Annotated in this window: 27 protein-coding genes; 9 read left to right on the top strand and 18 right to left on the bottom strand. The window is 74.6% G+C overall.

Annotated features, from left to right (window positions below; genetic code table 11):
- Positions 1-181: 181 nt before the first annotated feature.
- The 4 genes from CLT72_RS01370 to pgsA are packed head-to-tail and all read right to left on the bottom strand — an operon-like array spanning position 182 to position 3,469.
- Positions 182-682 (bottom strand): hypothetical protein, encoded by a 501-nt coding sequence (locus tag CLT72_RS01370; protein WP_089001040.1) that lies wholly within the window; start codon positions 680-682, stop codon positions 182-184.
- Positions 683-684: 2 nt separating this feature from the next.
- A complete protein-coding gene (locus tag CLT72_RS01365) occupies positions 685-1,845 on the bottom strand; it encodes a glycosyltransferase family 4 protein (RefSeq protein ID WP_101409173.1) in 1,161 nt (386 codons plus the stop codon).
- Between the two features lie 15 nt (positions 1,846-1,860).
- On the bottom strand, positions 1,861-2,793 hold the full coding sequence (locus tag CLT72_RS01360) for a phosphatidylinositol mannoside acyltransferase (protein ID WP_101409172.1): 933 nt from the start codon (positions 2,791-2,793) through the stop codon (positions 1,861-1,863).
- Positions 2,794-2,836: 43 nt separating this feature from the next.
- Positions 2,837-3,469 carry a phosphatidylinositol phosphate synthase gene (gene pgsA, locus CLT72_RS01355; RefSeq protein WP_101409171.1) on the bottom strand — a complete coding sequence of 211 codons (633 nt, stop codon included), beginning with the start codon at positions 3,467-3,469 and terminating at the stop codon, positions 2,837-2,839.
- 252 nt (positions 3,470-3,721) lie between these two features.
- Here pgsA and CLT72_RS01350 point away from each other — a divergent pair, with 252 nt between their 5' ends.
- Positions 3,722-5,884: an elongation factor G-like protein EF-G2 gene (locus CLT72_RS01350; RefSeq protein WP_101409170.1), complete on the top strand. Its 2,163-nt coding sequence runs from the start codon at positions 3,722-3,724 to the stop codon at positions 5,882-5,884.
- Between the two features lie 214 nt (positions 5,885-6,098).
- Here the strand turns inward: CLT72_RS01350 and CLT72_RS01345 are convergent, their stop codons facing one another.
- Both CLT72_RS01345 and CLT72_RS01340 read right to left on the bottom strand, forming a co-directional pair.
- Positions 6,099-7,157, bottom strand: coding sequence for an aldo/keto reductase (locus CLT72_RS01345; protein ID WP_101409169.1), 1,059 nt, complete (start codon positions 7,155-7,157; stop codon positions 6,099-6,101).
- A gap of 83 nt (positions 7,158-7,240) precedes the next feature.
- The gene (locus CLT72_RS01340; protein ID WP_172896686.1) at positions 7,241-7,753 is read right to left on the bottom strand and encodes an HIT family protein; all 513 of its coding nucleotides are present in this window, start codon (positions 7,751-7,753) and stop codon (positions 7,241-7,243) included.
- A 211-nt stretch (positions 7,754-7,964) separates the two neighbouring features.
- Between CLT72_RS01340 and CLT72_RS01335 the strand changes: the two genes are divergently transcribed.
- Entirely contained in the window at positions 7,965-8,714 is a 750-nt protein-coding gene (locus tag CLT72_RS01335) for a D-Ala-D-Ala carboxypeptidase family metallohydrolase (RefSeq protein ID WP_101409168.1), read from the top strand.
- Positions 8,715-8,778: 64 nt separating this feature from the next.
- Here CLT72_RS01335 and thrS read toward each other — a convergent pair whose 3' ends face one another.
- Positions 8,779-10,788, bottom strand: coding sequence for a threonine--tRNA ligase (gene thrS / locus CLT72_RS01330; protein ID WP_089001047.1), 2,010 nt, complete (start codon positions 10,786-10,788; stop codon positions 8,779-8,781).
- Positions 10,789-11,055: 267 nt separating this feature from the next.
- Between thrS and CLT72_RS01325 the strand changes: the two genes are divergently transcribed.
- Positions 11,056-11,958: a DUF1775 domain-containing protein gene (locus CLT72_RS01325; RefSeq protein ID WP_158241942.1), complete on the top strand. Its 903-nt coding sequence runs from the start codon at positions 11,056-11,058 to the stop codon at positions 11,956-11,958.
- A gap of 177 nt (positions 11,959-12,135) precedes the next feature.
- On the opposite strand, the gene CLT72_RS01320 is transcribed toward CLT72_RS01325, so the two are convergent.
- Positions 12,136-13,056 carry an ADP-ribosylglycohydrolase family protein gene (locus tag CLT72_RS01320; protein WP_101409166.1) on the bottom strand — a complete coding sequence of 307 codons (921 nt, stop codon included), beginning with the start codon at positions 13,054-13,056 and terminating at the stop codon, positions 12,136-12,138.
- A 74-nt stretch (positions 13,057-13,130) separates the two neighbouring features.
- Here CLT72_RS01320 and CLT72_RS01315 point away from each other — a divergent pair, with 74 nt between their 5' ends.
- Positions 13,131-13,820 carry a response regulator transcription factor gene (locus CLT72_RS01315; protein WP_089001050.1) on the top strand — a complete coding sequence of 230 codons (690 nt, stop codon included), beginning with the start codon at positions 13,131-13,133 and terminating at the stop codon, positions 13,818-13,820.
- A 29-nt stretch (positions 13,821-13,849) separates the two neighbouring features.
- A complete protein-coding gene (locus tag CLT72_RS01310) occupies positions 13,850-15,238 on the top strand; it encodes a HAMP domain-containing sensor histidine kinase (RefSeq protein ID WP_199184445.1) in 1,389 nt (462 codons plus the stop codon).
- Positions 15,239-15,490: 252 nt separating this feature from the next.
- On the opposite strand, the gene CLT72_RS01305 is transcribed toward CLT72_RS01310, so the two are convergent.
- Positions 15,491-16,516 carry an adenosine deaminase gene (locus tag CLT72_RS01305; RefSeq protein ID WP_101409165.1) on the bottom strand — a complete coding sequence of 342 codons (1,026 nt, stop codon included), beginning with the start codon at positions 16,514-16,516 and terminating at the stop codon, positions 15,491-15,493.
- Positions 16,513-17,310, bottom strand: a complete 798-nt coding sequence (locus tag CLT72_RS01300) for a trans-aconitate 2-methyltransferase (protein ID WP_101409164.1) — start codon at positions 17,308-17,310, stop codon at positions 16,513-16,515. Before CLT72_RS01300 ends, CLT72_RS01305 begins: the two co-directional genes overlap by 4 nt.
- Before the next feature lie 84 nt (positions 17,311-17,394).
- On the opposite strand from CLT72_RS01300, the gene CLT72_RS01295 reads away from it, so the two are divergent.
- Positions 17,395-18,378 (top strand): aldo/keto reductase, encoded by a 984-nt coding sequence (locus tag CLT72_RS01295; RefSeq protein ID WP_101409163.1) that lies wholly within the window; start codon positions 17,395-17,397, stop codon positions 18,376-18,378.
- Positions 18,379-18,418: 40 nt separating this feature from the next.
- Complete coding sequence (locus CLT72_RS01290) at positions 18,419-18,613, top strand: hypothetical protein (protein ID WP_089001054.1); 195 nt, start codon at positions 18,419-18,421, stop codon at positions 18,611-18,613.
- A 132-nt stretch (positions 18,614-18,745) separates the two neighbouring features.
- On the opposite strand, the gene CLT72_RS01285 is transcribed toward CLT72_RS01290, so the two are convergent.
- The 7 genes from CLT72_RS01285 to CLT72_RS01255 form a co-directional block, all read right to left on the bottom strand.
- Positions 18,746-18,949 (bottom strand): cold-shock protein, encoded by a 204-nt coding sequence (locus CLT72_RS01285; RefSeq protein WP_007075740.1) that lies wholly within the window; start codon positions 18,947-18,949, stop codon positions 18,746-18,748.
- A 292-nt stretch (positions 18,950-19,241) separates the two neighbouring features.
- Positions 19,242-19,514, bottom strand: coding sequence for a DUF4235 domain-containing protein (locus tag CLT72_RS01280; protein ID WP_101409162.1), 273 nt, complete (start codon positions 19,512-19,514; stop codon positions 19,242-19,244).
- Complete coding sequence (locus tag CLT72_RS01275) at positions 19,511-19,861, bottom strand: DUF3618 domain-containing protein (RefSeq protein WP_101409161.1); 351 nt, start codon at positions 19,859-19,861, stop codon at positions 19,511-19,513. Before CLT72_RS01275 ends, CLT72_RS01280 begins: the two co-directional genes overlap by 4 nt.
- A complete protein-coding gene (locus CLT72_RS01270; protein WP_101409160.1) occupies positions 19,858-20,292 on the bottom strand; it encodes a phage holin family protein in 435 nt (144 codons plus the stop codon). The genes CLT72_RS01275 and CLT72_RS01270 overlap by 4 nt, the downstream gene beginning before the upstream one ends.
- A gap of 400 nt (positions 20,293-20,692) precedes the next feature.
- A complete protein-coding gene (locus CLT72_RS01265; protein ID WP_101409159.1) occupies positions 20,693-21,892 on the bottom strand; it encodes a mechanosensitive ion channel family protein in 1,200 nt (399 codons plus the stop codon).
- Between the two features lie 82 nt (positions 21,893-21,974).
- Positions 21,975-22,796, bottom strand: a complete 822-nt coding sequence (locus CLT72_RS01260; protein WP_101409158.1) for a DUF1206 domain-containing protein — start codon at positions 22,794-22,796, stop codon at positions 21,975-21,977.
- A gap of 61 nt (positions 22,797-22,857) precedes the next feature.
- The gene (locus tag CLT72_RS01255; protein WP_101409157.1) at positions 22,858-23,223 is read right to left on the bottom strand and encodes a hypothetical protein; all 366 of its coding nucleotides are present in this window, start codon (positions 23,221-23,223) and stop codon (positions 22,858-22,860) included.
- Between the two features lie 89 nt (positions 23,224-23,312).
- Here CLT72_RS01255 and CLT72_RS01250 point away from each other — a divergent pair, with 89 nt between their 5' ends.
- Both CLT72_RS01250 and CLT72_RS01245 read left to right on the top strand, forming a co-directional pair.
- Positions 23,313-24,539, top strand: a complete 1,227-nt coding sequence (locus CLT72_RS01250; protein ID WP_101409156.1) for a cysteine desulfurase-like protein — start codon at positions 23,313-23,315, stop codon at positions 24,537-24,539.
- Positions 24,536-24,823: a GNAT family N-acetyltransferase gene (locus CLT72_RS01245; protein WP_101409155.1), complete on the top strand. Its 288-nt coding sequence runs from the start codon at positions 24,536-24,538 to the stop codon at positions 24,821-24,823. Before CLT72_RS01250 ends, CLT72_RS01245 begins: the two co-directional genes overlap by 4 nt.
- Before the next feature lie 119 nt (positions 24,824-24,942).
- Here the strand turns inward: CLT72_RS01245 and CLT72_RS01240 are convergent, their stop codons facing one another.
- Positions 24,943-26,439, bottom strand: a complete 1,497-nt coding sequence (locus CLT72_RS01240) for a glycoside hydrolase family 3 N-terminal domain-containing protein (RefSeq protein ID WP_101409154.1) — start codon at positions 26,437-26,439, stop codon at positions 24,943-24,945.
- Positions 26,440-26,490: the final 51 nt, after the last annotated feature.

Below are 26,490 nucleotides of genomic sequence, written 5' to 3'. Positions count from 1 at the left end.
CGCCCCCACGTGGTTTCTCCCCGCCCGCCCCGCGGCTCCCCGCTGCGAAGTCCGTCCCAGGTGCGCGCCCCATCCGGTGATCAGGACGCCATGGACCTCTCAGCGGCCGGATGACGTCCATGGGGTCCTGATCACGACGTCCGGGGTTGCGACGCCCGCGCGGCGCGAGGACGCGCTGGGGTCAGTTGGCGGGGACGTCGGCCGGGACGGCGAGCGTCGGGTCGTCGATGTCGAAGTAGCGCGGCCAGGGGCGGCGGCGCCCCATCCGCAACAGGCGCACCAGCGGGCGGCCACGCGCCGATCGGGCGTCGCGTACCAGGTCGGTGTGCACCTGGCGGGCCAGGGCCAGCCGCCGGCTCGCGCCGATCACCGCCTCGCAGTCCGGGTCCCCCGGGTCCAGGTCCACCGCCCGCAGTTGGCGGGTGAGGTCGTTCTCCGCCGCCTCCCGCTCGTCGGGCTCGGCGTCCAGGGCGATGCGCGCCGCCGCGTACAGCTCGACGCCGTAGCGGCGCTCGGCCAGGACGGCGGCGGCCGCCGCCCGGCGCAGCAGATGGGCCTCCAGGGCGCGGGCCGCCAGCTCGGCCCGCGCGTGCAGCCGGGCGACCCGGCCGGCGGTCCAGACGAGGTACGCCACGACCAGCCCGACGACCAGAGCCGCGAGCACCCACCAGAAGCGCGACATCGTCAGTCCAGCCCCACCCATTCGGTGTCCATGACCCGCCCGTCGGTGGCCTCGATCGCCGCCGCGTACACCTCCAGCACCCGCCGGGCGACCACGGGCCAGTCGAAGGTGGCCACCACCTGGTCGCCGCAGGCGGTCAGCGCGGCCCGGGCGTCGGGGTCGTCGAGCAGGTCGGCCAGGGCGGTACGCAGCGCCGCCGCGTCCCCGGTCGGGAAGAGCCGGCCGGCCCGGCCGCCGTCGAGGACGCGCCGGAACGCGTCGAGGTCGCTGGCCACGACGGTCGCGCCCGCCGCGAGCGCCTCGGTGAGGATCATGCCGAAGGACTCGCCGCCGGTGTTCGGCGCCACGTAGAGGTGCACGCTGCGCAACATCCGCGCCTTGTCCTCCTCGGAGACCAGCCCGAGGAACGTCACCCGGTCACGCAGGTCGGCCGGGAACCGCCCGAACAGGTCGTCGGCGTCGCCGGGGCCGGCCACCAGCAGCCGCAGGCCGGGACGCTGCCGGGCCAGTTCCACGAAGGCGTCGCGCAGGATCGGGAAGCCCTTGCGGGCCTCGGTGAACCGGCCGAGGAACCCGATGGCGCCGTCGTGGCCCGGCCGGCACCGCCCCGGCCAGCCCGGCAGCGGCTGCGCGTGACTGAACTTCGCCACGGCCACCCCGTTGGGGATCTCCACCGCCCCGCCGTCCATGTGCTCGACCTGCACCTTGCGCGCCAGGGCGCTCACCGCGATCCGGGCCGTGATCCGCTCCAGCACGATCTGGAGCACCCCCTGCGCGGCGGCCAGCGCCCGCGACCGGGTCATCGCGGTGTGGAAGGTGGCCACCACCGGCCCGCGCGCGGAGAGCACGGCCAGCAGCGACAGGCTCAGGGTCAGCGGCTCGTGCACGTGCAGCACGTCGAACTCGCCCCGGATGATCCACCGCCGCACCCGCGCGGTGGAGACCGGGCCGAAGGCGATCCGGGCCACCGAACCGTTGTACGGCAGGGGCACGGCCCGCCCCGCCGGCACCACGTACGGCGGCAGCGGGGAGTCCTCGTCGGCCGGGGCGAGCACGCTCACCTCGTGCCCGAGCCCGATCAGCGCCTCGGCGAGGTCCATGACGTGGTTCTGCACCCCGCCGGGCACGTCGAAGGAGTACGGGCACACGATGCCGATGCGCACGCCTCAACGCCTCCCTTACGCCTGTCCGGCGGCCGGGGAGGGCAGGGTCGGATCGCCGCCCCTGCCGTGCTGGTCCAGCCACATCCGCTGCAACATGTGCCAGTCTTCCGGATGCCGGGCGATGCCCGCCGCCAGACCGTCGGCGATCCGCTGGGTCAGCGACCGGACCCGCTGGTCGAGCGGGCCCTCCTCGGGGCCGGGCAGCGGCAGCGGTCCCTCGATCGACGCGCACGCCGCGTCCGCTTCATACCACATCGAGGCGACGTAGAGCGGCGCTCCGGTGCGCAGCGCGAGCAGGGCCGGGCCCGGGGGCATCCGGGTGCGGTGGCCGAAGAACTCGACCTCCACGCCGCGCGCGGAGAGGTCGCGGTCGGCCAGCAGGGGCACCACCGTGCCGGCCCGGACCCGGTCGACCAGCACGTCGAACGCGTTGCGCTCCCCGCCGTGGGTGGGCAGGATCTCCATGCCCAGGCTCCGGCGGAAGGCGAGGAACCGCTGGTAGACGCCCTCGGGCTTGAGCCGCTCGGCGACGGTGGTGATCGGCCAGCCGGTCGCCGCGACCCAGGCGCCGGCGGCGTCCCAGTTGCCGGCGTGCGGCAGCGCCACCACCGCGCCCCGGCCGGCCGCCACGTCGGCGGCGAGCTTCTCCTCGCCGTCGAGCCGGAAACCGGCCAGGATCTCCGCCCGGCTGAGCGCGGGCAGCCGGAACGCCTCCAGCCAGTACCGGGCGTACGAGCGCAGCCCACGACGCACCAGCTCGTCGAGCTCGGCCTCCGGCAGGTCGGGGCCGACCACCCGGCGCAGGTTCGCGCGCAGTCGGGCCGTACCCCCGCCGCCGCGACGGTGGGCGCGGTCGGCGCCCGCCCGGAACGCCGCCGCCCCGACGGACCGGGGCAGCGCGCGGATCACGCGCCACCCGGCCACGTAGCCGAGCTCGGTGAGGTTCACCGGCGCCGGCCCCCCGACCCCGGCCGACCGGCGGGTGTCGCGCTCACCCCTGTCCGCCCGGGGTGTGCACCCGCTGGGCCTGGCGGTAGACGTGCGCCATCCGCTGGCCGACGGTGAAGATCGACACGGCGGCGAGCAGCCACAGCGCGATCTCCAGCGCGGGCTTGACGTTGAAGCCGGTGAGCAACCCGCCGACGCCGACGATGAGCAGCCGCTCGGTGCGCTCGGCGATGCCCACGTTGCAGGTCATGCCGAGCCCCTCGGCGCGGGCCTTGACGTAGGAGACCAGCCCGCCGGCGGCCAGGCAGAGCAGCGCGGCGGCGACGCCCGAGTACTGGTGCTGGGTCGCCAGCCAGTACGCCACCGCGCCGAAGACGGCGCTGTCGGCGACCCGGTCCATGCTCGAATCGAGGAACGCCCCGAACTTCGTCGAGCCCCCGCTCATCCGGGCCATCGTCCCGTCGAGCAGGTCGGTGAGCGCGAAGAACGTGACTATCAGGGCCCCGGCGACCAGATGACCGCGGGCACCGAAGCCGAGCGCGCCGACGAGCACCCCGAGGGTGCCCGCCACGGTGACCGCGTTGGGAGTTACGCCCGCTCGGAGCAGGCGGCGTGCGACCGGCTCGACGACGCGGGTCATCCCCGCGCGGGCCGACACTTGGAAGATCTTCGCCATGGCGGTCCCACGATAACGGTCGGCGTGTCAGCAGCGGTACGGCCGGTCCGGCGACCCGCGGAAACGGAGCCTTGTGCCGGCCCCGGATCGGGTGTGAGATCGAGCCAGGGACGTGAGTCAGCTCACCCGTCCGCCCGTTGATTACCCGCAACCCGGCACAGCACCGGAGGATGTCGCCGCGGAACCCGACCGGGCCGCTTCCCCGTCGCGCGCGGCGGTCGCCACCAACCACGGCTGAGGGAGGTGCGCCCCATGGCGCAGAAGAGTCAGGAGAAGGGGGCCGCCGGCGGCGCGCCGGTGGTGACCGAGCCCGCCAGGATCCGCAACGTGGTGCTCGTCGGGCACTCCGGCGCGGGCAAGACCACGCTGGTGGAGGCGCTGCTCGCCGCGAGCGGCACCATCGCCCGGGCCGGCGACGTCGCCGCCGGCACCACCGTCTGCGACCACGACCCCGCAGCCGTACGCCAGCAGCGCTCGGTCAGCCTGGCCTGCGCGCCGCTGCTGCACGACGGGATCAAGGTCAACCTGCTCGACACCCCCGGCTACGCCGACTTCGTGGGCGAACTGCGGGCGGGGCTGCGGGCCGCCGACGCGGCGCTGTTCGTGGTCTCCGCCGTCGACGGCATGGACGCCGCCACCGCCGCCCTCTGGGAGGAGTGCGCGGCCGTCGACATGCCCCGGGCGGTCGCCGTGGCCCGGCTGGACCACCCGCGCGCCGACTTCGACGAGGCCGTGGCGCTGTGCCAGCGGGTCTTCGGCGACAACGTGCTCCCGCTCCACCTGCCGATGCTCGGCGACGACGGGGTCTCCACCGTCGGCCTGCTCAGCCTGATCACCCGCCGGGTCTTCGACTACACCGCCGGCCTGCCGGCGCAGGTGCGCGAGCCGGACCCGGAGCACCTGCCCGCCATCGTCGAGTCCCGCGACGAGCTGATCGAGGGGATCATCGCGGAGAGCGAGGACGAGTCCCTGATGAACCGCTACCTCGCCGGCGAGGAGATCGGCACCGACGTGCTCGTCGACGACCTGGAGAAGGCGGTCGCCCGCGGCCACTTCTATCCCGTGGTGCCGGTCTGCGCCGCGACCGGCGTGGGGCTGGACGTGCTGCTGGAGGTGCTCACCGCCGGTTTCCCCTCGCCGCTGGAGCACGAGGTGCCCGCCGTCGCCGGGGTGGACGGCTCCCCCCGGCCGCCGCTGACCTGCGACCCCGACGGCCCGCTGGTCGCCGAGGTGGTCAAGACGACCGTGGACCGGCACGTCGGCCGGGTGTCCCTGGTGCGGGTCTTCTCCGGCACGCTACGGCCCGAGCAGACCGTGCACGTCTCCGGGCACGGGATGGCCGAGCGGGGCCACCCCGACCACGACGCCGACGAGCGGGTCGGCCACGTCTACACGCCGCTGGGCGCGAGCCTGCGCGAGGTGGGCGCCTGCGTGGCCGGCGACATCTGCGCGCTCACCAAGTCGGGCAGCGCGGAGACCGGCGACACCATCTCCGCCAAGGACGACCCACTGCTGATCGCCCCCTGGGAGATGCCCGAGCCGCTGCTGCCGGTGGCCGTCGTGGCCCACAGCCGCGCCGACGAGGACGCCCTCGCGCGCAACCTGGCCCGCCTCGTCGCCGCCGACCCGACCCTGCGGCTGGAGCGCAACCCGGAGACCCACCAGCTGGTGCTCTGGTGCATGGGCGAGGCACACGCCGACGTGGTGCTGGAGCGCCTGCGCGCCGGCGGGGTGCAGCTCGACACCGAGCCGGTCAAGATCGCGCTGCGCGAGACGCTGACCGTACCGGCCACGGGACACGGCCGGCACGTCAAGCAGTCCGGCGGCCACGGCCAGTACGCCGTCTGCGACATCGAGGTCGAGCCGCTGCCGCCCGGCGCCGGCTTCGAGTTCGTCGACCGGGTCGTCGGCGGGGCGGTGCCGCACAACTACGTCCCCTCCGTCGAGAAGGGCGTACGCGCCCAGATGGCGCGCGGCCTCGTCGCCGGCCACCCGGTGGTGGACCTGCGGGTGACCCTCGTCGACGGCAAGGCGCACAGCGTCGACTCCTCCGACGCGGCCTTCCAGACCGCCGGGGCGCTCGCCCTGCGCGACGCCGCCGAGAAGGGCCAGCCGGCGCTGCTGGAGCCGGTCGACGAGGTGCTGGTCCGGGTGCCCGACTCCTCGGTGGGCGCCGTGATGGGCGACCTGTCCGGCCGACGCGGCCGGGTGCTCGGCACCGAAGCCGACGCCGAGGCGGAGGGGCGCACCGTGGTCCGCGCCGAGGTGCCCGCCACGGAACTGCTCCGCTACGCGGCCGAGCTGCGCTCGATGACCTCGGGCACCGGCACGTTCCGCCGCCACTTCGTCCGCTACGACCCGATGCCCGCCCACCTCGCCGACCAGCTCCGCACCGCCCCCACCGCCCACCCCTAGGCGTGTCTCGGAAGTGGTGGGGGCCGATCGCAGTCCTGACGGCGTGACGCTGAGGAACCACCGCCACGAGAACGCTGATACCTCAGGGGCATAAAAATACCTAGGAGGTATCGGGGCCGGGGGCCACACCGCCGGCCGCCGCGGTCCGGCGCAGCCAGTCACGGTCGCGCCCCGCGGTGGTGTCCGGGTGGGGCAGACCGACCCGACACCCCCGTCAGGGGCGGGCGGTGGGCAGCGTCGGGGTCGGCCAGTGGGGGCGGTCGGCGTCGCGGAGGGCGGCCGAGCGCAGCGCGGCCAGTTGGCGCTCCACCTCGGCGAACTGGTCGGCGGGTAGCGGGCCCCGGTGCAGGGCGCCGGCGTTCTCCGCCACCTGGGCCACGGTGCGGCAACCGGGAATCGGGACCGTACGGGCGCTGCGCGCCCAGAGCCACCCGAGCGCGCCCTGCGCCAGGGTGCGCCCGTCGGCGGTCAGCGCGGCGCGCACGGCGGCCACGCGGCGCAGCCACTCGGGCGCCGGCCGGCCGCCCCGGAACCACTCCAACCAGCCGGGGGCGGCTCCGCGTACGTCGTCCCGGGGCAGCGTGGTGCCGGCCGTGTACTTGCCGGAGAGCAGCCCCATGCCCAGCGGTGCCCGGTTGACGCTGGCGAGGTCGTACTTGTCGCAGACGGCGAGCAGTGCGGGGGCGTCCCGGAGCACCGACAGCGTGTGCTGCACGGCGGTGGCGTGCCGGGCGCCCTGGCCGAACGCGGCGGCCCGGTCGGGGCGGTCGGTGCTCCAGCCGTACGCCCGGATCAGACCTTCGGTGACCAGGTCCTCCAGGGTTCCCACGAGCGCCTCGGCACGAGGCACCGGCAGGTCCGCGAGGTGCAGCTGGTAGAGGTCGATCCGGTCGGTGTCCAGCCGGCACAGCGAGTGCGCGACGGCCTGCCGCAGGTATGCCGGGGAGGCGTTCTCGCCGGTGGCCTGGCGGGCGGCCTCGTCGAAGGTGTAGCCCCACTTGGTGGCGATGACGGCCTCGTCGCGTCGGCCGGCGAGGGCCCGGCCGAGCACCCGCTCCCCGTGCCCGGCCCCGTAGGTGTCGGCGGTGTCGAAGAGCGTCACCCCGAGGTCGAGTGCGTGCCGGATCGCCCGGACCGACTCGTCGTCGTCGACCGCGCCCCAGCCCAGCGGCCGGGCGCCCTCGGCCCAGGGGCCGCCGATCGCCCAGCACCCCATGCCGAGGGCGCTGACCTCGATGCCGCTGCGGCCCAACGTCCGCGTCGTCACTGCCATCGCCAGATCGTGCCACCTCGCGCCCCGCCCCGGGTGGGAAGTTCACCGCCGCCCCGACCGTCCACTGCGGCCGGGCGGGCCGGTCAGGTCGGCCAGGCCCGGGTGAACAGGTCGCGGGTGTCGGTGAGCAGCTGGGGCAGGACCTTCGTCCGCCCGATGACGGGCATGAAGTTGGCGTCCCCGCCCCAGCGGGGCACCACGTGCTGGTGCAGGTGTGCGGCGATGCCCGCGCCGGCCACGCCGCCCTGGTTCATGCCCAGGTTGAAGCCGTGCGCGTTGCTGACCTTGCGCACCACCCGCATGGCGGTCTGGGTGAACGCCGCCAGCTCGGTGGTCTCGGCCAGGTCCAGCTCGGTGTAGTCGGCGACGTGCCGGTAGGGGCAGACCAGCAGGTGCCCGGGGTTGTATGGATAGAGGTTGAGCACCGCGAAGACGTGCTCGCCCCGGGCCACCACCAGGCTCTCCTGCGCCGCCAGCCCGGGCGCCCGGCAGAACGGGCAGCCGGCGGGCCGCTCGTAGCCGCCCTCGGGCCGGTCCTCCCCGGAGATGTAGGTCATCCGGTGCGGAGTCCAGAGCCGCTCCAGGCCGTCGGCCATGCCGCTGTCCGCGTGCCGTTCCACCCCAGTCACGCCACCGATCCTACGTTCCCGGCGGGTGCCGCTCCCGATGCCGCACGCGGGCCCGCGTCCCGGCCCCGACGGCCTCTGGGGGTCGGGGTGCGTTCAGGGGGACGGATAGGGGGTGAAAGTTCTTGACCAAACGATGACCGTGAATGAAGAATCCATCCGCATACATCATCCCCCGTCGATGGGAGACACCGTGAGAACCGCACTCCGCCGAATCGGCCGGGCGTTCGCCGCCTGCACCCTCGCCGCGGTCACCACCCTCGTCGGGGTCGTGGCGACGAGCAGCGCCGCACAGGCCGACGGCTGCTACACCTGGGGACGCGTCCTGACACAGGGCGCGACGGGCGAGGACGTCCGGCAGCTCCAGATCCGGCTGGCCGGCTACCCGGGATACGGCGGGATCCTCGCCCTCGACGGGTCGTTCGGCCCGGCCACCCGCTCCGCCGTCATCCGCTTCCAGCAGGCGTACGGGCTGAGCGCGGACGGCGCGGCCGGCCCGCAGACCTTCAACCAGCTCTACGCGCTCCAGGACAACGACTGCACTCCGGTCAACTTCAGCTACGCGGAGCTGAACCGGTGCAACAGCACCTGGTCCGGAGGCGCGGTCTCCGCCAGCACCGCCAAGTTCAACGCCCTCGTGTCGATGTGGAAGCTCCAGGCCATGCGCAAGGCCCTCGGCAGCGTGTCGATCAACATCAGCAGCGGCTTCCGCAGCTACTCCTGCAACAGCGCGGTCGGCGGAGCCTCCAACAGCCGGCACCTCTACGGCGACGGCGTCGACCTCGTCGGGTCGCCCTCGTTCTGCCGGCTCGCCCAGCAGGCCCGCTACCACGGCTTCGGCAACATCCTCGGCCCCGGCTACCCGGGTCACAACGACCACACCCACGTCGGGGCGGTCGGCGGCTGGTCCGCGCCGACCTGCGGAATCTGACGCCCGACGACCCGTCGACGAAGGGCCCCCCGCAGTCGCGGGGGGCCCTTCGGTGCGTGGCGGGTCAGGCGGCGGACGGCCCGGCGTTCGTCCGGGAGCCGACCACGTCGAGCACGTGGGCCACGGCGTCGGCGACCGGCACCCCGTTGCGCTGCGAGCCGTCCCGGTAGCGGAACGAGACGGTGCCCGCGGCCACGTCGTCGTCGCCGGCGATCACCATGAACGGGACCTTCTGCTGCTGGGCGGTGCGGATCTTCTTCTGCATCCGGTCGTCACCCGCGTCGACCTGGGCGCGGACGCCCTCGGCTCGCAGGGTGGCGACGAAGTCGTGCAGGTAGTCGGTGTGGTCCTCGCGGATCGGGATGCCGACCACCTGCACCGGGGCCAGCCAGGCCGGGAACGCGCCCGCGTAGTGCTCGGTGAGCACGCCGACGAAGCGCTCGATCGAGCCGAACTTCGCGCAGTGGATCATGACCGGCTGCTGCCGGGTGCCGTCGGCCGCCTGGTACTCCAGCCCGAAGCCCTTGGGCTGGTTGAAGTCGTACTGGATGGTGGACATCTGCCAGGTGCGGCCGATCGCGTCCTTCGCCTGCACGGAGATCTTCGGGCCGTAGAAGGCCGCGCCGCCCGGGTCCGGCACGAGGTCCAGCCCGGTCTCCCGGGCGCACTCCTCCAGCACGGCGGTCGCCGTCGCCCAGTCCTCCTCGGTGCCGACGAACTTCTCCGGCTTGGACTCGTCGCGCGTCGACAGCTCCAGGTAGAAGTCGTCGATGCCGAAGTCCTTCAGCAGGCCGAGCACGAAGTTCAGCAGGTGCTTCACCTCGCCCGGCGCCTGCTCCTTCGTGCAGTACGAGTGCGAGTCGTCCTGGGTGAAGCCGCGCACCCGGGTCAGGCCGTGGATGACGCCGGACTTCTCGTACCGGTACACCGACCCGAACTCGAACAGCCGCATCGGCAGCTCGCGGTAGGAGCGTCCGCGCGAGCGGAAGATCAGGTTGTGCATCGGGCAGTTCATCGCCTTGAGGTAGTAGTCCGCGCCCTCGAACTCGATGGGCGGGAACATCCCGTCGGCGTAGTACGGCAGGTGACCCGAGGTGTGGAAGAGCCCTTCCTTCGAGATGTGCGGGGTCCCGACGTACTGGAAGCCCTCCTCGATGTGGCGGGCCCGGACGTAGTCCTCCATCTCCCGCTTGATCACGCCGCCCTTGGGATGGAAGACCGGCAGGCCCGAGCCGATCTCGTCGGGGAAGCTGAACAGGTCCAGGTCCGCGCCGAGCTTGCGGTGGTCGCGCCGCGCGGCCTCCTCGAGCAGCTTCAGGTACGCCTTCAGCTCGTCGCGGGTCGGCCAGGCGGTGCCGTAGACCCGCTGGAGCTGCGGGTTCTTCTCGGACCCGCGCCAGTACGCGGCGGCCGAGCGCATCAGCTTGAACGCGCCGATGAGCCGGGTGTTCGGCAGGTGCGGGCCCCGGCACAGGTCCGACCAGCAGACCTTGTCCTCGTTTGCGGCGAGGTTGTCGTAGATGGTCAGCTCGCCGCCGCCCACCTCCATCACCTCGGAGGTGTCCAGCCCCTCGCCCTTGACGTCGATGAGCTCCAGCTTGAACGGCTCGGCGGCCAGCTCGGCCTTCGCCTCGTCGAGGCTGCCGAAGCGCCGGCGGCGGAACCGCTGGCCGGACTTGACGATCTCCTGCATCCGCTTCTCGAGCTTGCCGAGGTCGTCCGGCTGGAACGGCTTGTCGACGGCGAAGTCGTAGTAGAAGCCGTTCTCGATGGGCGGGCCGATGCCGAGCTTCGCATCGGGGAAGACGTCCTGCACGGCCTGGGCGAGCACGTGCGCGGTCGAGTGGCGCAGCACGTCGAGCCCGTCCGGCGAGTCGAGGCTGACCGGCTCGACCTCGGTGTCGACCTGCGGGGCCCAGTCGAGGTCGCGCAGCTGGCCCTGCGGGTCGCGGACCACCACGACCGCCTTCGGGCCGGACGCGGGCAGACCGGCCGCGGCCACCGCGTCGGCCGCCGTGGTCCCGGCGGCGACGACGACGGGGTCGGCCACGGCGGGGGTACGGGGTGCGGACACGGTGACTCCTCCAGCAGACGGCACGGATGACGCCGAACGTTCGGCTCCTGCGATGCTATCGGTCGCCTCCGCCACCACGGTGGCCGACGCCACCGCCCCGGGATCCGTGGGACGGGCGGCGCCCCGTCGGCAGCCGGGGAGTGGCCGACGGCGTCGGGCCCGATCGGCGTCCTGAGCCCTGCGTTGAACCTTTCCGCCGCCGCATCCGAACTACCCGGTGTGGCCGGAACCGGTGCCGGCCCCCCCTGGAGACGGATGGGACCGACGATGGCGACGATGCACGGCACGCGCTCCCGACGCCGGGCGGCGACGGTGGCCGCCCTGGTGGCGGCCGGGGTACTGACCTGGCCCGCCCCGGCGTACGCGGCCGACGTGACGACCAGCCCGACGCAGGCGCGCCAGGGCGGTTCGGTGAAGCTGGAGTTCGTGGTGCCCGACGAGCTGCCGGGCGCCCGCGCCGAGCGCATCGAGATCCGGCTGCCGGCCGACGCCCCGATCGCCGAGGTCTACCCGATGTCGGTGACCGGCTGGGCGCCCCGGATCACCTCCCGCAGGCTCGACGAGCCCCTCGCCGGCATCCACTCCGCGCGCGTCGACGAGGTCGCCAGCGCGGTGACCTGGATCCGGATGCCCGGAGGGGCCCCCGGTCCGGCCCGGCTCACCCTCTCCATGGGGCCGCTGCCGCAGGCCGACCGGCTCACCTTCGAGGTGATCCGGACGTACGCCGACGGCACGGTCGTGCGCTGGGCCGGGCCGAGCGGGGCCCGCCGCGCGCCGGCGCTCACCCTGCTGCCGGCGGCCCCCGGCGCGGCGACCGGGCACGGCGGACACGGCGCCGGTCCGGGGGCCGGGACGGCCGGGCACGGCGGCGGCCCGGCGGCCGGAACGCCGGCCGGCGGGGCTGGCGACGTGCCGGGAACGGCCGGCGGGGCTGGCGGCGTGCCGGGGACGGCCGGCGGCACGTCGGCCGAGGGCGGGAACGCGGACGCGATGCTGGCCGCCGGGCTGCTCGCCGGCCTCGGCGGGGGCGCGGCGGTCGGCTGGCTGGTCAGCCGATGGCGTCGCCGCGAGCCGGCCGACCCGGTCGACCTGTCGGTGCTGCGGGAGGTGCCGGCGACCCCCGCCGACGCCGGGGCGCGGTCCCCGGGCGGGCCGGTCACCGCACACTGAGCGCGGCACGTGGGGTCGGCCGGCCGCTGCCGGAGGCGGCGCGCACGTCGGCCGACCCCGTGCTTCGCGCGGCGCGCGGGCCAGCCGGCCCAGTGCGTTGCGCGGCACGCGGGCCCCCCGGTCCGACGCGTGGCGCGGCACGCGGGCCCCCCGGTCCGACGCGCGGCGCCGCGAGGGTCAGCCGGCCCAGTCCGGCAGGGGTTCGCGGGCGGCCAGCCAGTCGGTCGGCACCCCGCCCGGGGTGCCGACCCCGGTGTGCGCGGCCACCACCGACCCGACGATCGCGGCGGTGGTGTCGACGTCCCCGCCGGCCTCGACGCAGGCGCGGACCGCCGCCGGGTAGTCGTCGAGGTGCACGGCGGCGACCCAGCAGGTGAAGGCGACGGTGTCCTGGGCGGTGACCCGGGAGCCGTTGCCGAGCACGTCGGCGGCCTCGGCGACCGGGCGGTCGAGCAGGCCGGCGGCCCGGCGTACGCCCCGGTGCACCTCGGTGGCCGGGTCCAGCGCGGCGGTGACGCCGGCCAGCAGCCGCTCCGGGGCGGGCCGGTGGCCGTCGAGGCGGGCGCGGGCGGCCAGCGACGCGGCCACCGCGACCGCCACCGCGCCGGCGACGCCCTCGGGGTGCGCGTGGGTCACCTCGGCCGACGCCCGGGCCTGCGCCGCCGCCCGCGCGGTGGAGTCGGCGAACCACGCGCCCAGCGGGCCGACCCGCATGGCCGCGCCGTTGCCGCAGGAGCCCTGGCCGTCGAAGGCCGAGGCGGCCGCCACCGGCCACGGCGTGCCGGTGCGGATCAGCCGCAGGATGGTCACGGCGCCCGGCCCGTACCCCCGGTACGGCTCGCAGCGCTCGGCGAAGGCCGTGGCGAGGGCGTCGGAGTCGATGCGGCCGGCGTCGGCGAGGGCGGCGACGACGGAGCAGGCCATCTCGGTGTCGTCGGTCCACTGCCACGGCGGCGGGGGCAGCTTCCCGGCGGCCAGGTCGCCGGGGCGCCGGCCGGGGACGAAGAACTGTGAGCCGAGCGCGTCGCCGACCGACAGGCCGGCGAGCGAGTCCCGGGCGAGCGCGAGACGGGTGTCGGGAAAGAGCGTGAAGGACATCGTTGTACCAGCTTGCCCCTTTGCCTCGTGCGCCGCAAACGCGATCGACTTGCCACCACGAGTACGGTCTTGCTGTGGCCACCGTGCTCCTGGTCGAAGACGATCACGTCGTACGCGGCGCGATGCTGCGATCCCTCGCCGACCGGGGGCACGCCGTGCACGCCGTCGGCACGGCGCTGGACGCGCTGCGCCGGGTGGCGGCCGAGACCCCCGACCTCGTGGTGCTCGACCTCGGGCTGCCCGACCTCGACGGCTCGGACGCGCTGCGGATGCTGCGCGGCATCACCGACGTGCCGATCATCATCGCCACCGCCCGCGACGACGAGCAGTCGGTGGTACGCCTGCTGCGCGCCGGGGCCGACGACTACATGGTCAAGCCGTTCACCGGCGCGCACCTCGACGCGCGGATCACCACCGTGCTGCGCCGGGCCGGGCGGGCCAGCCGGACGGTGCAGCCGGCCGTGCACAGCGTCGGCGGGCTGCGGGTGGACGTCGGCGAGCGCAGCGCCCACCTCGACGGTGAGCCGCTGGCGCTGACCCGCAAGGAATTCGACCTGCTGGCCTATCTCGCCGCCCGGCCGGGCCGGGTAGTGTCCCGCCGGGAACTTCTGGAGGAGGTATGGCGGCAGCCATCGGTCGGCGAGGACCAGACCATCGACGTTCACCTGTACTGGCTGCGCCGCAAAATGGGCGAGTCCGCGGCGAAGCCGCGCTACCTGCGCACCGTGCGGGGGGTCGGCTTCCGGCTGGTGGCGCCGGACTGAGGCCGTCGCTGGCCCTGCTCACGGCCGGCATGTGCGCCCTGGTCGCGCTCGCGTTCCTCGTCCCGCTCGCCGTCGGTCTCGGTGACCGGGCGCGCGAGGAGGCCATCGCGGACGCGGCCCGGCGCAGCGCGCTGGTGACCGGCGCGCTCACCGTCAGCACCGACCCCGCCGTGGTGGAGCGCGCCGTGGCGGCCAGCGGCGACGACCCGGCCACCCGGCCCGTCGTGCACGGGCTGGGGGTGGACGAGTCCACGGCCCGGGCCGACGCCGCGAGCCTGGAGCGGGCCCGGGCCGAGCGGCGCTCCGTGGTCGTCGACGTCGAGGGTGGCGTGCTCCGGCTGGACCCGGTGGTGCTCGGCGACACCACGGCCGTGGTCGAGGTCTTCGTGCCCGAGTCCGCGCTGACCGGCAACAGCCGGTGGCTGCTGCTGCTCGGGGTGGCCGCCGCCCTGGTGGGCGCGGCGGTGCTGGTGGTCGACCGGGTCGCCGCCCGCGCGGTCGACTCGGCCCGGGGCCTGGTCCGCGCGGCGCTCGCGATCGGCGACGGCGACCAGGGCGTACGCGTCGACCCGAGCGGCCCGCGGGAGCTGGCCGAGGCCGGGCACGCCTTCAACCGGATGGCGGACCGGCTGGACGCGGCCCGTACCGACGAGCGGGAACTGGTCGCCGACCTGTCGCACCGGCTGCGTACCCCGCTGACGGTGCTGCGGCTCGACGCCGAGGCGCTGGAGTCCGACGACACCAGCGTGGGCTCGTTCAGCGAGGCGGAGCTGGACCGCCGCCGGGGCATCCGGCGGATCCGGCAGGCGATCGTCACCCTCGAGGGCGAGATCGACGTGCTGATCAAGACCACCCGCAAGGCCGTCGCGCACGAGGCCGGGCCGGCGATGTGCGACGTCAGCGAGGTGGTACGCGACCGGATGGTGTTCTGGGCCGCCCTGGCCGGCGACCAGAACCGCCCGCACCGGGTCAGCGGCGCCCAGCTGCGCATCCCCGCGCCGGTGCCCCGGGCCGAGCTGGCCGCCGCGCTGGACGCGGTGATCGGCAACGTCTTCCGCTACACCCCGCAGGGCACCGCGTTCGAGGTGGCGGTCTCGCGCCGCGACGGGTACGTGGCCATCCGGATCGACGACGCCGGTCCGGGGATCGCCAACCCGGACCGGGCCCTGCGCCGGGGCGCCAGCGACCAGGGCTCGACGGGGCTGGGGCTCGACATCGCCAAGCGAGTGGCGTTGCAGGCGAACGGCTCGGTGAGCATCGACCGGGCCCGGCTGGGCGGGGCGAGCGTGGTCATGCTGCTCGCCGACCCGGAGGCGACGCCCCGGCAGGTCAGCCGCTTCGGCCTGGTCGGCCGGATGGCCCGGGAGCAGAAGACCGGCAGCCGCCGCTGGCCCCGTCAGCGGCCCACCGACGACTGACGCGGCGTGCGGGGCGGCGGCCCGCACGCCGATCCCGGGAAGACGGGCCGGTTGTGCGGCGGCGCAAGTCTTCCTTAGATCGGAGTTAACCGCGCTGCCGTGGCGGGCCGGCGCTGACAGGATCGAATCCGAACCCATCAGTTCCACCGGCCAATGCCTCGGGGCACCCCACCGGCCGGTGGAGCCGGGCGCGCGGCGGGAGACTCGGTCCCCCCACACCTCCTCCCGCCGCGCGCCGTCCCCTCTTCGCGCTCAGTCGGTGGCGGTGGCCAGGTAGGCGTCGATCTCGGCGGTGATCCGCCGCTTCGCCGCCGCATCCAGGAACGAGGCGGTCACCGCGTCGCGGGCCAGCGCGGCCAGCCCCTGCGGCCCCGCGTCGAGCAGCCGGGCCGCGACGGCGTACTCGTCGTTGAGGGTGGTGCCGAACATCGGCGGGTCGTCGGAGTTGATGCTGACCAGCAGGCCGGCGTCGACCAGCTGCCGCAGCGGGTGCTCCTCGATGGCGGCGACCGCCCGGGTGCGCACGTTGGAGGTCGGGCAGACCTCCATGCCGATCCGGTGCTCGGCGAGGTACGCCAGCAGCTCCGGATCCCGGGCGGCGGAGATGCCGTGCCCGATCCGCTCGGCGCCGAGCTCGCGCAGCGCGTCCCAGACGGTCCCGGGACCGGTGGTCTCGCCGGCGTGCGGCACCGAGCGCAGCCCGGCCGCCCGGGCCCGGTCGAAGTACGGCTTGAACTGCGGCCGGGGCACCCCGATCTCGGGGCCGCCGAGGCCGAAGCTGATCAGCCCGTCCGGGCGCTGCTCCAGACAGATGCGCAGCGTCTCCTCGGCAGCCGCCAGGCCGGCCTCGCCGGGGATGTCGAAGCACCAGCGCAGCTCGATGCCGAAGTCGGCCTCGGCCCGCTTGCGGGCGTCCTCGATCGCCTCGCAGAAGGCGGGCGCGGGGATCCCCCGGTGCACGTGCGAGTACGGCGTGACGGTCAGCTCGGCGTAGCGGACCTGCTGGCGGGCCAGCTCGCGGGCGACCTCGTGGGTGAGCAGCCAGACGTCGTCGGGGTCGCGGATGAGATCCACGACGCTCAGGTAGACCTCGATGAAGTGCGCGAAGTCGCGGAAGGCGAAGTAGTCGGCGAGCGCGGCCGGGTCGGCGGGCACGGGGCTGCGGCTCTCGTGGCGGGCCGCCAGCTCGGCGACGATCCGGGGTGAGGCGGAGCCGACGTGGTGCACGTGCAGCTCCACCTTGGGCAGTCCGGCGATGAAGGTTTGCAGGTCGGTCACAGGTTCTCCTCTGCGCGGGCGCCGGTGCGGGCGACGAAGAAGACGCGGCGGAACGGGAAGTGCACCTGAGCGTGCCGCACCGGGTACGCCTCGGCGAGGCGTACGCCCAGCTCGGCCCGGAAGTCGGACCAGCGGTCGGCGTCCAGGGCCGCCCGGACCGGCCGGAGCGCGGTGCCCTCCAGCCAGCTCAGCACGGGGTGGTCCGCGTCGGCGCGGGCCGGCAGCAGGTGCACGTAGGTAGTCTCCCAGGCGTCCACCGCGCAGCCGGCACCGGTCAGCAGCTCCGCGTAGCCGACGGCGGTGTCGTCGGCCGGGGGCCGGCGCAGCAGGGGTGCCACGTCGGCGCGCCACGCCGGCCGCCCGGCGAGCTCGCGCAGCGCCCGGTGCGAGGGCGCGTCGAAGTTGCCCGGCACCTGCACGGCCAGCCAGGCGCCGGCGGGCAGTTGCCGGGCCCAGCGAGTCAGCAGCTCCCGGTGCCCGGGCACCCACTGGAGCACCGCGTTGCTGACCACCACGTCCACGTCGGACGCGGGGCGCCAGTGCCGCACGTCGCCCACGGCGAAGCGGACCCCGGGGGCGGTGGCGGCGGCCCGGTCGACCATCTCGGGTGAGGAGTCGAGGCCGGCGACCCGGCTGTCCGGCCACCGCTGGGCGAGGGTGGCGGTCAGGTTGCCCGGGCCGCAACCGAGGTCGACCACCGCGCGGGGTCGCTGCGCGGGGACCCGGGCGAGCAGGTCGTGGAAGGCCCGGGAGCGCTCGTCGCCGTAGCGCAGGTACGTCGTCGGATCCCACATCACTACCTCCCAAACCGTACGTTCGTCTTGTTAACCGTACGGGCCGGCGCGCGGCACGACAAGGCGATCACTAGGCTCAGTCCCATGCAGCAGCGCACCTTCCCCCGGCTGGGGCGGCACGTCGGGGTGATCGGGCTGGGCGCCTGGCAGCTCGGCGCGGACTGGGGCACGGTCAGCGAGGCCGACGCCACCGCCGTACTGAGCGCCGCCGTCGAGTCGGGGGTCACCTTCCTCGACACGGCGGACGTCTACGGCGACGGTCGCAGCGAGCAGCTCATCGGGCGGTTCCTGCGCAGCCGGCCCGACGCCGCGCTGACCGTGGCCACCAAGATGGGCCGCCGGGTCGCGCAGACGCCCGAGGCGTACACCCTGGCGCACTTCCGCGAGTGGACCGACCGGTCCCGGCGCAACCTCGGCACCGACACCCTGGACCTGGTGCAGCTGCACTGCCCGCCCTCCGCCGTCGTCGCCGACGACGCCGTCTTCGACGCGCTGGACACCCTGGTCGCCGAGGAGCGGATCGCCGGCTACGGGGTGAGCGTGGAGACCTGCGAGCAGGCGCTCACCGCCATCGCCCGGCCGGGCGTCGCCAGCGTCCAGATCATCCTCAACGCGCTGCGGCACAAGCCCCTCGACCGGGTGCTCCCGGCCGCTGCCGCCGCCGGGGTCGGCATCGTCGCCCGGGTCCCGCTGGCCAGCGGGCTGCTCTCCGGCCGCTACGACGAGCACACCACCTTCGCCGCCGACGACCACCGCACCTACAACCGGCACGGCGAGGCGTTCGACGTCGGCGAGACCTTCTCCGGCGTGGACTTCACGCTGGGCCTGGCCGCCGTACGCCGGCTGGCGCCGCTGGTCGGCGACGGTCGCACCATGGCCCAGTTCGCGCTGCGCTGGGTCGTCGACCAGCCCGGGGTCACCGTGGTCATCCCCGGCGCCCGGGACGCCGCCCAGGCCCGGGGCAACGCCGCCGTGGCCGGTCAGGCGCCGTTGACGCGACGGGAACTGGCGGCGGTGGCGGAGGTCTACGACGAACTCGTCCGCCCCCGGGTGCACGACCGGTGGTGAGCCGGGCGACCGGGGCCCGGACCGACGGAGGGGGATCGCGATGAAGGGCTGGCTGCCGCTGACCCTCGGACTGCTCGCCGTTGTCGGCGGTGCGTTGTGGACGGTGCAGGGCCTCGGCTACGTCGAGGGCAGCGTGATGACCGACCGGCGGTTCTGGGCCGCCCTCGGGCCGCTCGTCGTCCTGGTCGGACTCGTCGTGCTCTGGTTCGGGCTGCGCGCCCGCAGGCGCCGCTGAGCGCCCCCGCAGCCGCCACACCGCTCCGGCGTCGCGGTACGCGGAAAGCCCCGCATCCCGGGCGGAATACGGGGCTTCGCTGTGATCCGGGCGCCGGATCACCACTGGCCGGCGGCTGCCGACCGGCACTGCTCAGATGGGGCGGACCTGCTCGGCCTGCGGACCCTTCTGACCCTGGGCGATCTCGAACTCCACCCGCTGGTTCTCCTCCAGCGTGCGGTAGCCGCTGGTCTGGATGGCCGAGAAGTGGACGAACACGTCAGCACCCCCGCCGTCGACGGTGATGAAGCCGAAGCCCTTGTCTGCGTTGAACCACTTCACGGTTCCCTGCGCCATGTGTATCTCCTTCTAAAACTGGCGGCCGAGCACGCCGTGCGGCCGATTGGCCGTTTTCGAGCAGCGGTGCCTGAGGCGGCCCCCACGAAGGAGACTTCACTCAACCCACGCCATCTCTCAACAGCGTGGAACAGCAAACCACGTAGCGAAAACTCTGCACAGAGTACCGGACGAAATTCTTCGACATGTGACCTGACGGATGGCGAAGATCCGCTGGGTGGGCCCTTGTCCCCGTGCGAAAAGACCCCCGCACCAGGGCGCCGGTGCGGGGATCCTTTTCGTCGTCGTCGGGTCAGTCCGGCCAGCTTCCGGTGAACCGGCGTACGCCCACCGCGCCGCCCCGGTCGACGGCGGCCCGGACGACCGAGAAGATCGCGCCCTGCAACGCCGCCGCCGCCAGGACCTCGCCCCAGCCGCGGTCCTCGTCGGTGGCGCTGGGTGCCTCGCCGTCGCCCGCCGTCATCTTCCACACCTGCCGGAAGATCGCGCCCGCGACCGCACCGGCGGCGATGCCCATCAGCACGCCGACCGGCTTGTACGCGGCCTTCCCGATACCCTTGCTCACCGCTGCCTCCCCCGAACGATCATCAACACGATCACTGCGGCCACCGCCCCGGCCGCGAGGGCGACGAACGGCGTCGGGTTACGCCGTACGACCTCGCCCGTCTCCTGCGCCTGGCCCCGCGCGAGCTGCGCCTTCTGCGTCGCCTGCCCGCGCACCCGGGCCACGGTCTGCGCGGCCTGGCCCCGCATCCGCTCCTTCGCCTGGTCGGCGGAGGACCTCAGGCGCGCCTTGACGTCGGCCTTGGCCGCCAACGCCTCCATCGTCTCGCCCAGCTCGACCCGGGTCCGCCGGATCTCCTCCCGCAGCGCCTCGGTGTCGCCGCTGCCCCGGCCGTTGCCCGTCGTCATGCCCGTCCCCTGTCCTTCACGGCGGCGGTGACCGTGTCCACGTCCGCCCGGACGCTACGGACCGCGGCCTGCGGCACCGGTGGGACCGCCTGGCTGACCTGCTTCTTGCCCACCAGGGCCAGGATGCCGGCCATCGCGAAGAGCACCACCGCGACGATCAGGGCCGCCGCCCAGGCCGGCAGCACCAGGTCGAGCAGCAGGATCGCGGTGGCGACCAGGGCGCCCAGGCCGTAGAGCGCCAGCGCCCCGCCACCGCCGAAGAGACCGATACCGATACCGGCGTGCTTGCCCTTCTCGGTCAGCTCCGCCCGGGCCAGGGCCAGTTCGTCGCGGACCAGGCGGGAGACCTGCTCCGTGGCCCGCTGCACCAGCTCGGCGGTGGACGGCTCGCTCCCGTTGCGGGATGTGCGGGCGTTCGCCACGTCAGCCATGCTGTCCTCCTTTCCTCATCACCGCGCTGTATGCCCGGAGTCGCCGCCCGTCAATCCTTCGCCGGTGCACCCGGACCGCCGGGCCCCCCGAGCCGCCGCACGGCGCGGAAGAAGGTGCAGAAGCGTCGCGCAGCAGGTCCCCACGAAACGCCCGGTCAAACCCCCCGAGCCACCGCACTCCACTCCGGGCGCCCCCAGCAGGCACAACCCACCCACACCACCAACGCCCCCACCCCCCACAGGTCACGACCCCACTCCCCCGCCCCGACCTCCGCTGCGCCGATCGTGCAGTTGTGGTGGGCTCCACGCGACCTACGCACCTTCTGCGGGGCGCCGCAACTGCATGATCGACACGGGGCCGGGCCCGGGGCGGCCGGCGCCCCCGGCACGGGTGGGTGGGTCAGCGGCGGGAGTCGGCGGGTTCGTCGGGGCCGACGAAGGCCTCGCTGCGGGCGTCGCCGTCGTCGCTGCCGCCGAAGACCCGCGCGTCGTCGGGTACGTCGGCGGCGTCGGTACGGCGACGCACCGGCCGGCGGGGGCGTACCCACTGCCACGGCAGGTTGCTCTCCACGTCCCCGATCTCGGTACGCATCCGGGGCATGGCGGTCGGCCGGTGGTCCCGGATCCAGGTGACCAGGTGCTCGCGCACCAGGCAGCGCAGGTCCCACAGGCTGCCGGCGTCGGCGGCGCTGACCAGGGCGCGCACCTTGACCGTCCCGCCGGTCGCGTCGGTCACCTGCAGTACGCAGACCCGGCCGTCCCACAGGTCGGTGCCCTCCGCGAGGCGGCGCAACTCCTCCCGCATGGCCTGCACCGGGATCGACCAGTCGACGTCGAACTCGGCGGTGCCCAGCACGGCCGCCTCGGTGCGGGTCCAGTTCTGGAACGGCTTGCTGGTGAAGTAGGAGGTGGGCAGGATCAGCCGCCGGTCGTCCCAGATCTGCACGACCACGTAGCTGAGCGTCAACTCCTCGACGCGGCCCCACTCCCCCTCGACCACCACCACGTCGCCGAGGCGGACCGCGTCGCTGAAGGCGAGCTGGAGACCGGCGAAGACGTTGCCCAGCAGGCTCTGCGCGGCCAGCGCGCCGACCACGCCGAACACACCGGCGCTGGTCAGCACGCCGGCGCCGATGCCGCGTACGGCCGGGAAGGTCATCAGCATCACGCCGATCGTCAGCACGACGATCACCGCGATCGTCAGCCGGCGCAGCATGACCACCTGCGTCCGCACCCGCCGCGCGTGCCGGTTGTCGGGCACGTCGACCCGGAAGCGGACCAGGGCGGTGTCCTCGGCCACGACGAGCAGCGAGGCCACCAGCCAGGCGACGCTGGCGATCACGCCGAGCACCAGCAGGTGCAGCAGCGCCTGGCGCCACTGCTCGCCGACCGCGTAGCCGGTGCTGAAGCGCACGGCGAACTGGACGGCGAGGACGGTGGCGGCGACCTGGATCGACCGGTGCGCGTGGTCGGTGAGCTCGGTCAACAGCAGCGAGCGCCGGCCCACCCGCCGGATGACCCGGTGCGCGACCTCGACCGCGAACAGGGCGATCGCCGCCGCGGCGAGCGCGGCGACGATCGTCCCGAGATAGCTCTGCACAGGTTGTTCCTCCTACTGGCGCCGGACACATGGCTTCGGGCAAAGCCCCAATGGTGCCCGGCGACGCCGGAATCGACCAGGATCAGACCTTGCGATACCGGGACTGGAGGAAGCAGAAGACACCGAAGGCGGCGATACCGAGCGCCACCAGGGTGAGCAAAATCTGGCCGTACGCCTGGTCGCGCAGCGTGCGCAGGGCCGCGTCCAGGCCGCGGGCCTTCTCGGGGTCGTAGTTGACGGCGGCCAGGATGATCAGCAGGCCGGAGATGCCGTACGCGACGCCCTTGGCGATGTAGCCGGCCATGCCCAGCCGGCGGGTGAGCTGCCGCGTCCTGGCGTTCATCTCGCCGGTCTTGAGGTGCTTCTCGAAGCGCTTGATCAGCCCGTAGATCACCAGGCCGACGCCGATCGCGGCGAGGCCGAGCCCGGCCAGGCCGACCAGCCAACGGCCACCGGAGGACTCCATGAGCTTGCCGGTCAGCGCCTCCTGCTTGTCGGCGCTGTTGGAGCCGGCGTCCCTGAAGACCTTGAAGGCCGTCCAGGCGAAGTAGAGGTAGACGACGGTGCGTCCCAGCGAGGCGAGCCGCTCCCAGACGCGCTCCTTGCCGCGCTCGGCGCGGTGCCCGACGGCCGCCTCCAGCGCCTGCCAGATCGCCATGGCGAGCAGGCCGACCGCGATGGTGACGACGAGGAACTTGCCCAGCGGCTGGGCGGCGAGGGTGCGCAGCGCGCCGGCCTGGTCGCCGTCGGCGGCGGGCTTGCCGAACGCGATCTGCAACGCCAGCCAGGCGAACAGGAGGTGCACGATGCCGTAGCCGATGAAACCGGCTCTGGCCAACAGTTCGAGCCACCTGCTGTTCGCGGTGCGGGAGGCGGTGGCTTCGGCGTTCCGGGTAAGCGACATGGCGCCACAATCACCGAATACGAAGATTTCCAAACGTCGGCCACCGCCGCCCCCGGCCAGGTCAGTTGCCCGGGCTCCTCGACACCCGGATCTTGACCTCCTGGTCGGTGACGCTGTCCAGCGTGACCGCGAAGCCGCCGGCCTCGGCGGCCTGCTGGCCCATGGTCAGCGACAGCTGCTCGCCGGCGACCTCGACGGTCACCTGGTCGTCCTGCGCGCCGATCAGCTTGGCCTCGACGCCGAGGATGGTGGCGCTGGCGTTCACGCCCCGGTCGAAGGTGACCGTGCAGGCGTCCAGGCCGCAGTCGGTGCTGGCGCCCTCGGAGCTGCAACCGGCGAGCACGGCGACGCCGAGCGCCAGGCCGGCCAGCAGGCCGGCGGCTCGGCGGGCGGGGGTGAGGGGGGAGGCAACACGTCGGTTCGTCACCCCGCCAAGGGTACGAGACGCCGGCCACCGCGGCAGCGCGTGATCATCCGCCCAGGTGGGCACCCGTGGCAGGGGTTAGGGTCCCGGGCATGCCGTTCGACATCGCCCGCACCCGGGCCGCCTACCCCGCCCTCGCCGAGGGCTTCGTCCACCTCGACGGGGCCGGGGGCACCCAGACCGCCGCCGGAGTCGTCGACGCGGTCACCACCGCCATGCGGGCGGCGGTGGGCAACCGCAGTGCCGCCTTCGCACCCGGCCGGCGGTCGCTGGAGATGGTGGCCGCCGCCCGCTCGGCGGTGGCCGACCTGCTCGGTGCCGAGCCCGGGGGCGTGGTGCTGGGGCCGAGCGCGACGGCGCTGACGTACACCCTGGCCCGGACCCTGGGCGCCGGATGGCGGCCCGGCGACGAGGTCGTCGTGTCGCGGCTGGACCACGACGCGAACGTACGCCCCTGGGTGCAGGCCGCCGAGGCGGCCGGTGCGACGGTGCGCTGGGCCGAGTTCGACCGCGACACCGCGGAGCTGCCGGCGGCCCGCTACGCGGAGCTGGTCGGCGAGCGCACCCGCCTGGTCGCGGTGACGGCGGGCAGCAACGCCACCGGCACCGTCCCGGACGTGGCGGCGATCGCCGCCACCGCGCACGCCGCCGGGGCGCTGGTCTGCGTCGACGGGGTGCACTCGGTGCCGCACGGCCCCACCGACCTTGCCGCCCTGGGCGCCGACTTCCTGGTCACCAGCGCCTACAAGTGGTCGGGGCCGCACCTGGCCGCGATGGTGGCCGCCCCGGCGACGTGGGAGCGGCTGCGCCCGGCGAAGCTGCTGCCCTCCTCCGACGCGGTGCCGGACCGCTTCGAGTACGGCACCCCGAGCTTCCCCCTGCTGGCCGGCGTGGCCGCCGCCGTGGACCACCTGGCGGGGCTGGACCCGACGGCCACCGGCAGCCGGCGCGAACGGCTGCTCGCCGGGCTGGGCGCCGCGCAGGCGTACGAGGAGGCGCTGCTTCGGCGGCTGCTCGCCGGGCTGGCCGCGCTGCCCGGCGTCACGGTGCTCGGCTCCCCCGTCCGGCGCTGCCCGACGGTGTCCTTCCGGCTGGCCGGGCTCTCGCCGCAGCGGACCCAGGAGGAACTGGGCGCGGCCGGGTTCTGCCTCTCCGCCGGCGACTACTACGCGTACGAGTACTTCCAGGCGATGGGGCTGCGCGACAGCGGCGGGGCGGTGCGGGCCAGCCTCTACCACTACAACACGGCCGACGAGGTGGACCGGTTGCTCGGCGAACTGGACCGCCTCGCCGCCGGCGGGGGCAGAATGGCCGCGTGAGCACCCTGGTCGAGGACAACCCCGCCAAGCACCGGTTCGAGATCCTGGTCGACGACGCGCTGGCCGGGTTCACCGCGTACCTGCCACGCGGCGAGGTGCTGGTCTTCACCCACACCGAGATCGACCCGAGGTTCCAGAACATGGGCGTCGGCGCGGCCCTGGTCCGGGGCACCCTCGACCAGCTGCGCGAGCGCGGCACCACCGTCGTGCCGCGCTGCCCGTTCATGGCGGCCTTCATCGACCGTCACCTCGAGTACGCCGACCTGGTCACCCCCGAGCCGTAGCCCGGGGGCACCGGTCGGGCCGGCCGTGCTGGTCGACGGCGCCTCTGCGGCCTCCGCTCGACGCCGTCGCCCCGGTCGGGTGCCGGGAGGCGGCTACGGGCGCCGGGTGCCGGCGGTGGTCAGCGGCCCGCGAGCAGGCCGGCGGCGGCGTGGGCGGCGGCCCGGGTGGCGCCGTGGGTGGCGACGTGCACCGCCCCGGTGACCAGCTCGGGAACGCCCAGCTCGACCACGACCGCGTCCGGGCGGGCCGCCAGCGCGCGGTCCACCGAGGCTCGCATCCAGTCGTGCCGGTGCAGGTCGCGGACCACCAGCACCACGCACCGGCCGGCCGCCCCGGTGGTCGGGTCGGCGGGCACGTCGGCCTCGGCGTAGCGGGCGGTGGTGGTGCCGGCGATCAGGTCGGCCAGCGGGGCGGCGACTCCCCACGGGGTCTCCGGACCGATCGCGATGTTGCGGGGCGGCTCGAACTCGACCACGTGCGCGGGGCCGGCCAGCGGCAGGGCGCCGACGCCGGCGGGCGCGGTGGTGACCCGCAGCGCCCGGCGGGCGGCGGCCAGCCCGACGGCCGAACCGGCGGCGGTGGGGCGGCGTCGGTTCGGCCGCTCGGCCCGGGCCGCGACGGTCCAGGCGGCGAGCTGCCCCACCCGCTTGGCCGCCTCGGTGAGCCGTTCCTCCGGCAGCTCGCCGGAGACGACCGCCGCGACGATGGCGTCGCGCAGCAGCCGGGCCGACTCCTCGTCGGCGCGTTCCCCGCCCACGCAGATCGCGTCGGCGCCGGCCGCGAGGGCGCGGACCGCCGCGCCCGCGAAGCCGTACCGGTCGGCGACCGCCCGCATCTCCACCGCGTCGGTGACGACGACGCCGGAGAAGCCCAGCTCGTCGCGGAGCAGCCCGCCGAGGATCCGGCCGCTGAGGGTGGCCGGCAGCTCCGGGTCCAGCGCTGGCACCAGCAGGTGGCCGGTCATCACGGCCTGCACCCCGGCCGCCACGGCGGCCCGGAACGGGGCCAGCTCCACGGCCTCGAGCCGGGCCCGGTCGGCGGTGATGCGGGGCAGGTCGTGGTGCGAGTCGACCTTGGTGTCGCCGTGCCCGGGGAAGTGCTTGGCGCAGGCGGCGACCCCGCCCGCCTGGAGGCCGCGTACCCAGGCGGCGGTGTGCCGGGCGACCAGCGCGGGCTCGGCGCCGAAGGCGCGTACGCCGATCACCGGGTTGGCGGGGTTGGAGTTGACGTCGGCGTCGGGGGCGTAGTTGAGGGTGACGCCCAGCGCGGCGAGATCGGCGCCCAGGTCGTGGGCGACCTCCTCGGTCAGGGCCGGGTCGTCCACCGCGCCGAGGGCGAAGTTGCCGGGCCGGGAGCTGCCCCGGGCGGACTCGATGCGGGTCACGTCGCCGGCCTCCTCGTCGATGGCGACGATGACGTCGGGGCGTTCGGCCCGCAGGGTGGCGGTGAGCGCGGCCACCTGCTCCGGCTGGACCACGTTGCGGGCGAAGAGCACCACGGAGCCCAGGCCCTCGCCGAGCCAGCGGCAGATCCACGGCGGCGGTGTGGTGCCGACGAACCCCGGTTGCAGGACGGCCGCGGCCAGGGCCGCCAGGCTCTCGTCGCGCCCGCTCACGCCGGCCCGCCCGCGTGGTGGCTGTTGTGTCGCTCGCTCATGCGGTCGTCG

The sequence above is a fragment of the Micromonospora sp. CNZ309 genome, from assembly GCF_002846525.1.
This window is presented reverse-complemented; position numbering and strand designations above follow the sequence as displayed.

Excerpts from the sequence above, each read along its gene's own strand:
- CLT72_RS01370 (WP_089001040.1), bottom strand. The coding sequence starts at position 682 with ATGTCGCGCTTCTGGTGGGTGCTCGCGGCTCTGGTCGTCGGGCTGGTC.
- pgsA (WP_101409171.1), bottom strand. The coding sequence starts at position 3,469 with ATGGCGAAGATCTTCCAAGTGTCGGCCCGCGCGGGGATGACCCGCGTC.
- CLT72_RS01350 (WP_101409170.1), top strand. The coding sequence starts at position 3,722 with ATGGCGCAGAAGAGTCAGGAGAAGGGGGCCGCCGGCGGCGCGCCGGTG.
- CLT72_RS01345 (WP_101409169.1), bottom strand. The coding sequence starts at position 7,157 with ATGGCAGTGACGACGCGGACGTTGGGCCGCAGCGGCATCGAGGTCAGC.
- CLT72_RS01340 (WP_172896686.1), bottom strand. The coding sequence starts at position 7,753 with ATGGCCGACGGCCTGGAGCGGCTCTGGACTCCGCACCGGATGACCTAC.
- CLT72_RS01335 (WP_101409168.1), top strand. The coding sequence starts at position 7,965 with ATGGGAGACACCGTGAGAACCGCACTCCGCCGAATCGGCCGGGCGTTC.
- CLT72_RS01325 (WP_158241942.1), top strand. The coding sequence starts at position 11,056 with ATGGCGACGATGCACGGCACGCGCTCCCGACGCCGGGCGGCGACGGTG.
- CLT72_RS01320 (WP_101409166.1), bottom strand. The coding sequence starts at position 13,056 with ATGTCCTTCACGCTCTTTCCCGACACCCGTCTCGCGCTCGCCCGGGAC.
- CLT72_RS01310 (WP_199184445.1), top strand. The coding sequence starts at position 13,850 with ATGTGCGCCCTGGTCGCGCTCGCGTTCCTCGTCCCGCTCGCCGTCGGT.
- CLT72_RS01300 (WP_101409164.1), bottom strand. The coding sequence starts at position 17,310 with ATGTGGGATCCGACGACGTACCTGCGCTACGGCGACGAGCGCTCCCGG.
- CLT72_RS01295 (WP_101409163.1), top strand. The coding sequence starts at position 17,395 with ATGCAGCAGCGCACCTTCCCCCGGCTGGGGCGGCACGTCGGGGTGATC.
- CLT72_RS01290 (WP_089001054.1), top strand. The coding sequence starts at position 18,419 with ATGAAGGGCTGGCTGCCGCTGACCCTCGGACTGCTCGCCGTTGTCGGC.
- CLT72_RS01285 (WP_007075740.1), bottom strand. The coding sequence starts at position 18,949 with ATGGCGCAGGGAACCGTGAAGTGGTTCAACGCAGACAAGGGCTTCGGC.
- CLT72_RS01275 (WP_101409161.1), bottom strand. The coding sequence starts at position 19,861 with ATGACGACGGGCAACGGCCGGGGCAGCGGCGACACCGAGGCGCTGCGG.
- CLT72_RS01270 (WP_101409160.1), bottom strand. The coding sequence starts at position 20,292 with ATGGCTGACGTGGCGAACGCCCGCACATCCCGCAACGGGAGCGAGCCG.
- CLT72_RS01260 (WP_101409158.1), bottom strand. The coding sequence starts at position 22,796 with ATGTCGCTTACCCGGAACGCCGAAGCCACCGCCTCCCGCACCGCGAAC.
- CLT72_RS01250 (WP_101409156.1), top strand. The coding sequence starts at position 23,313 with ATGCCGTTCGACATCGCCCGCACCCGGGCCGCCTACCCCGCCCTCGCC.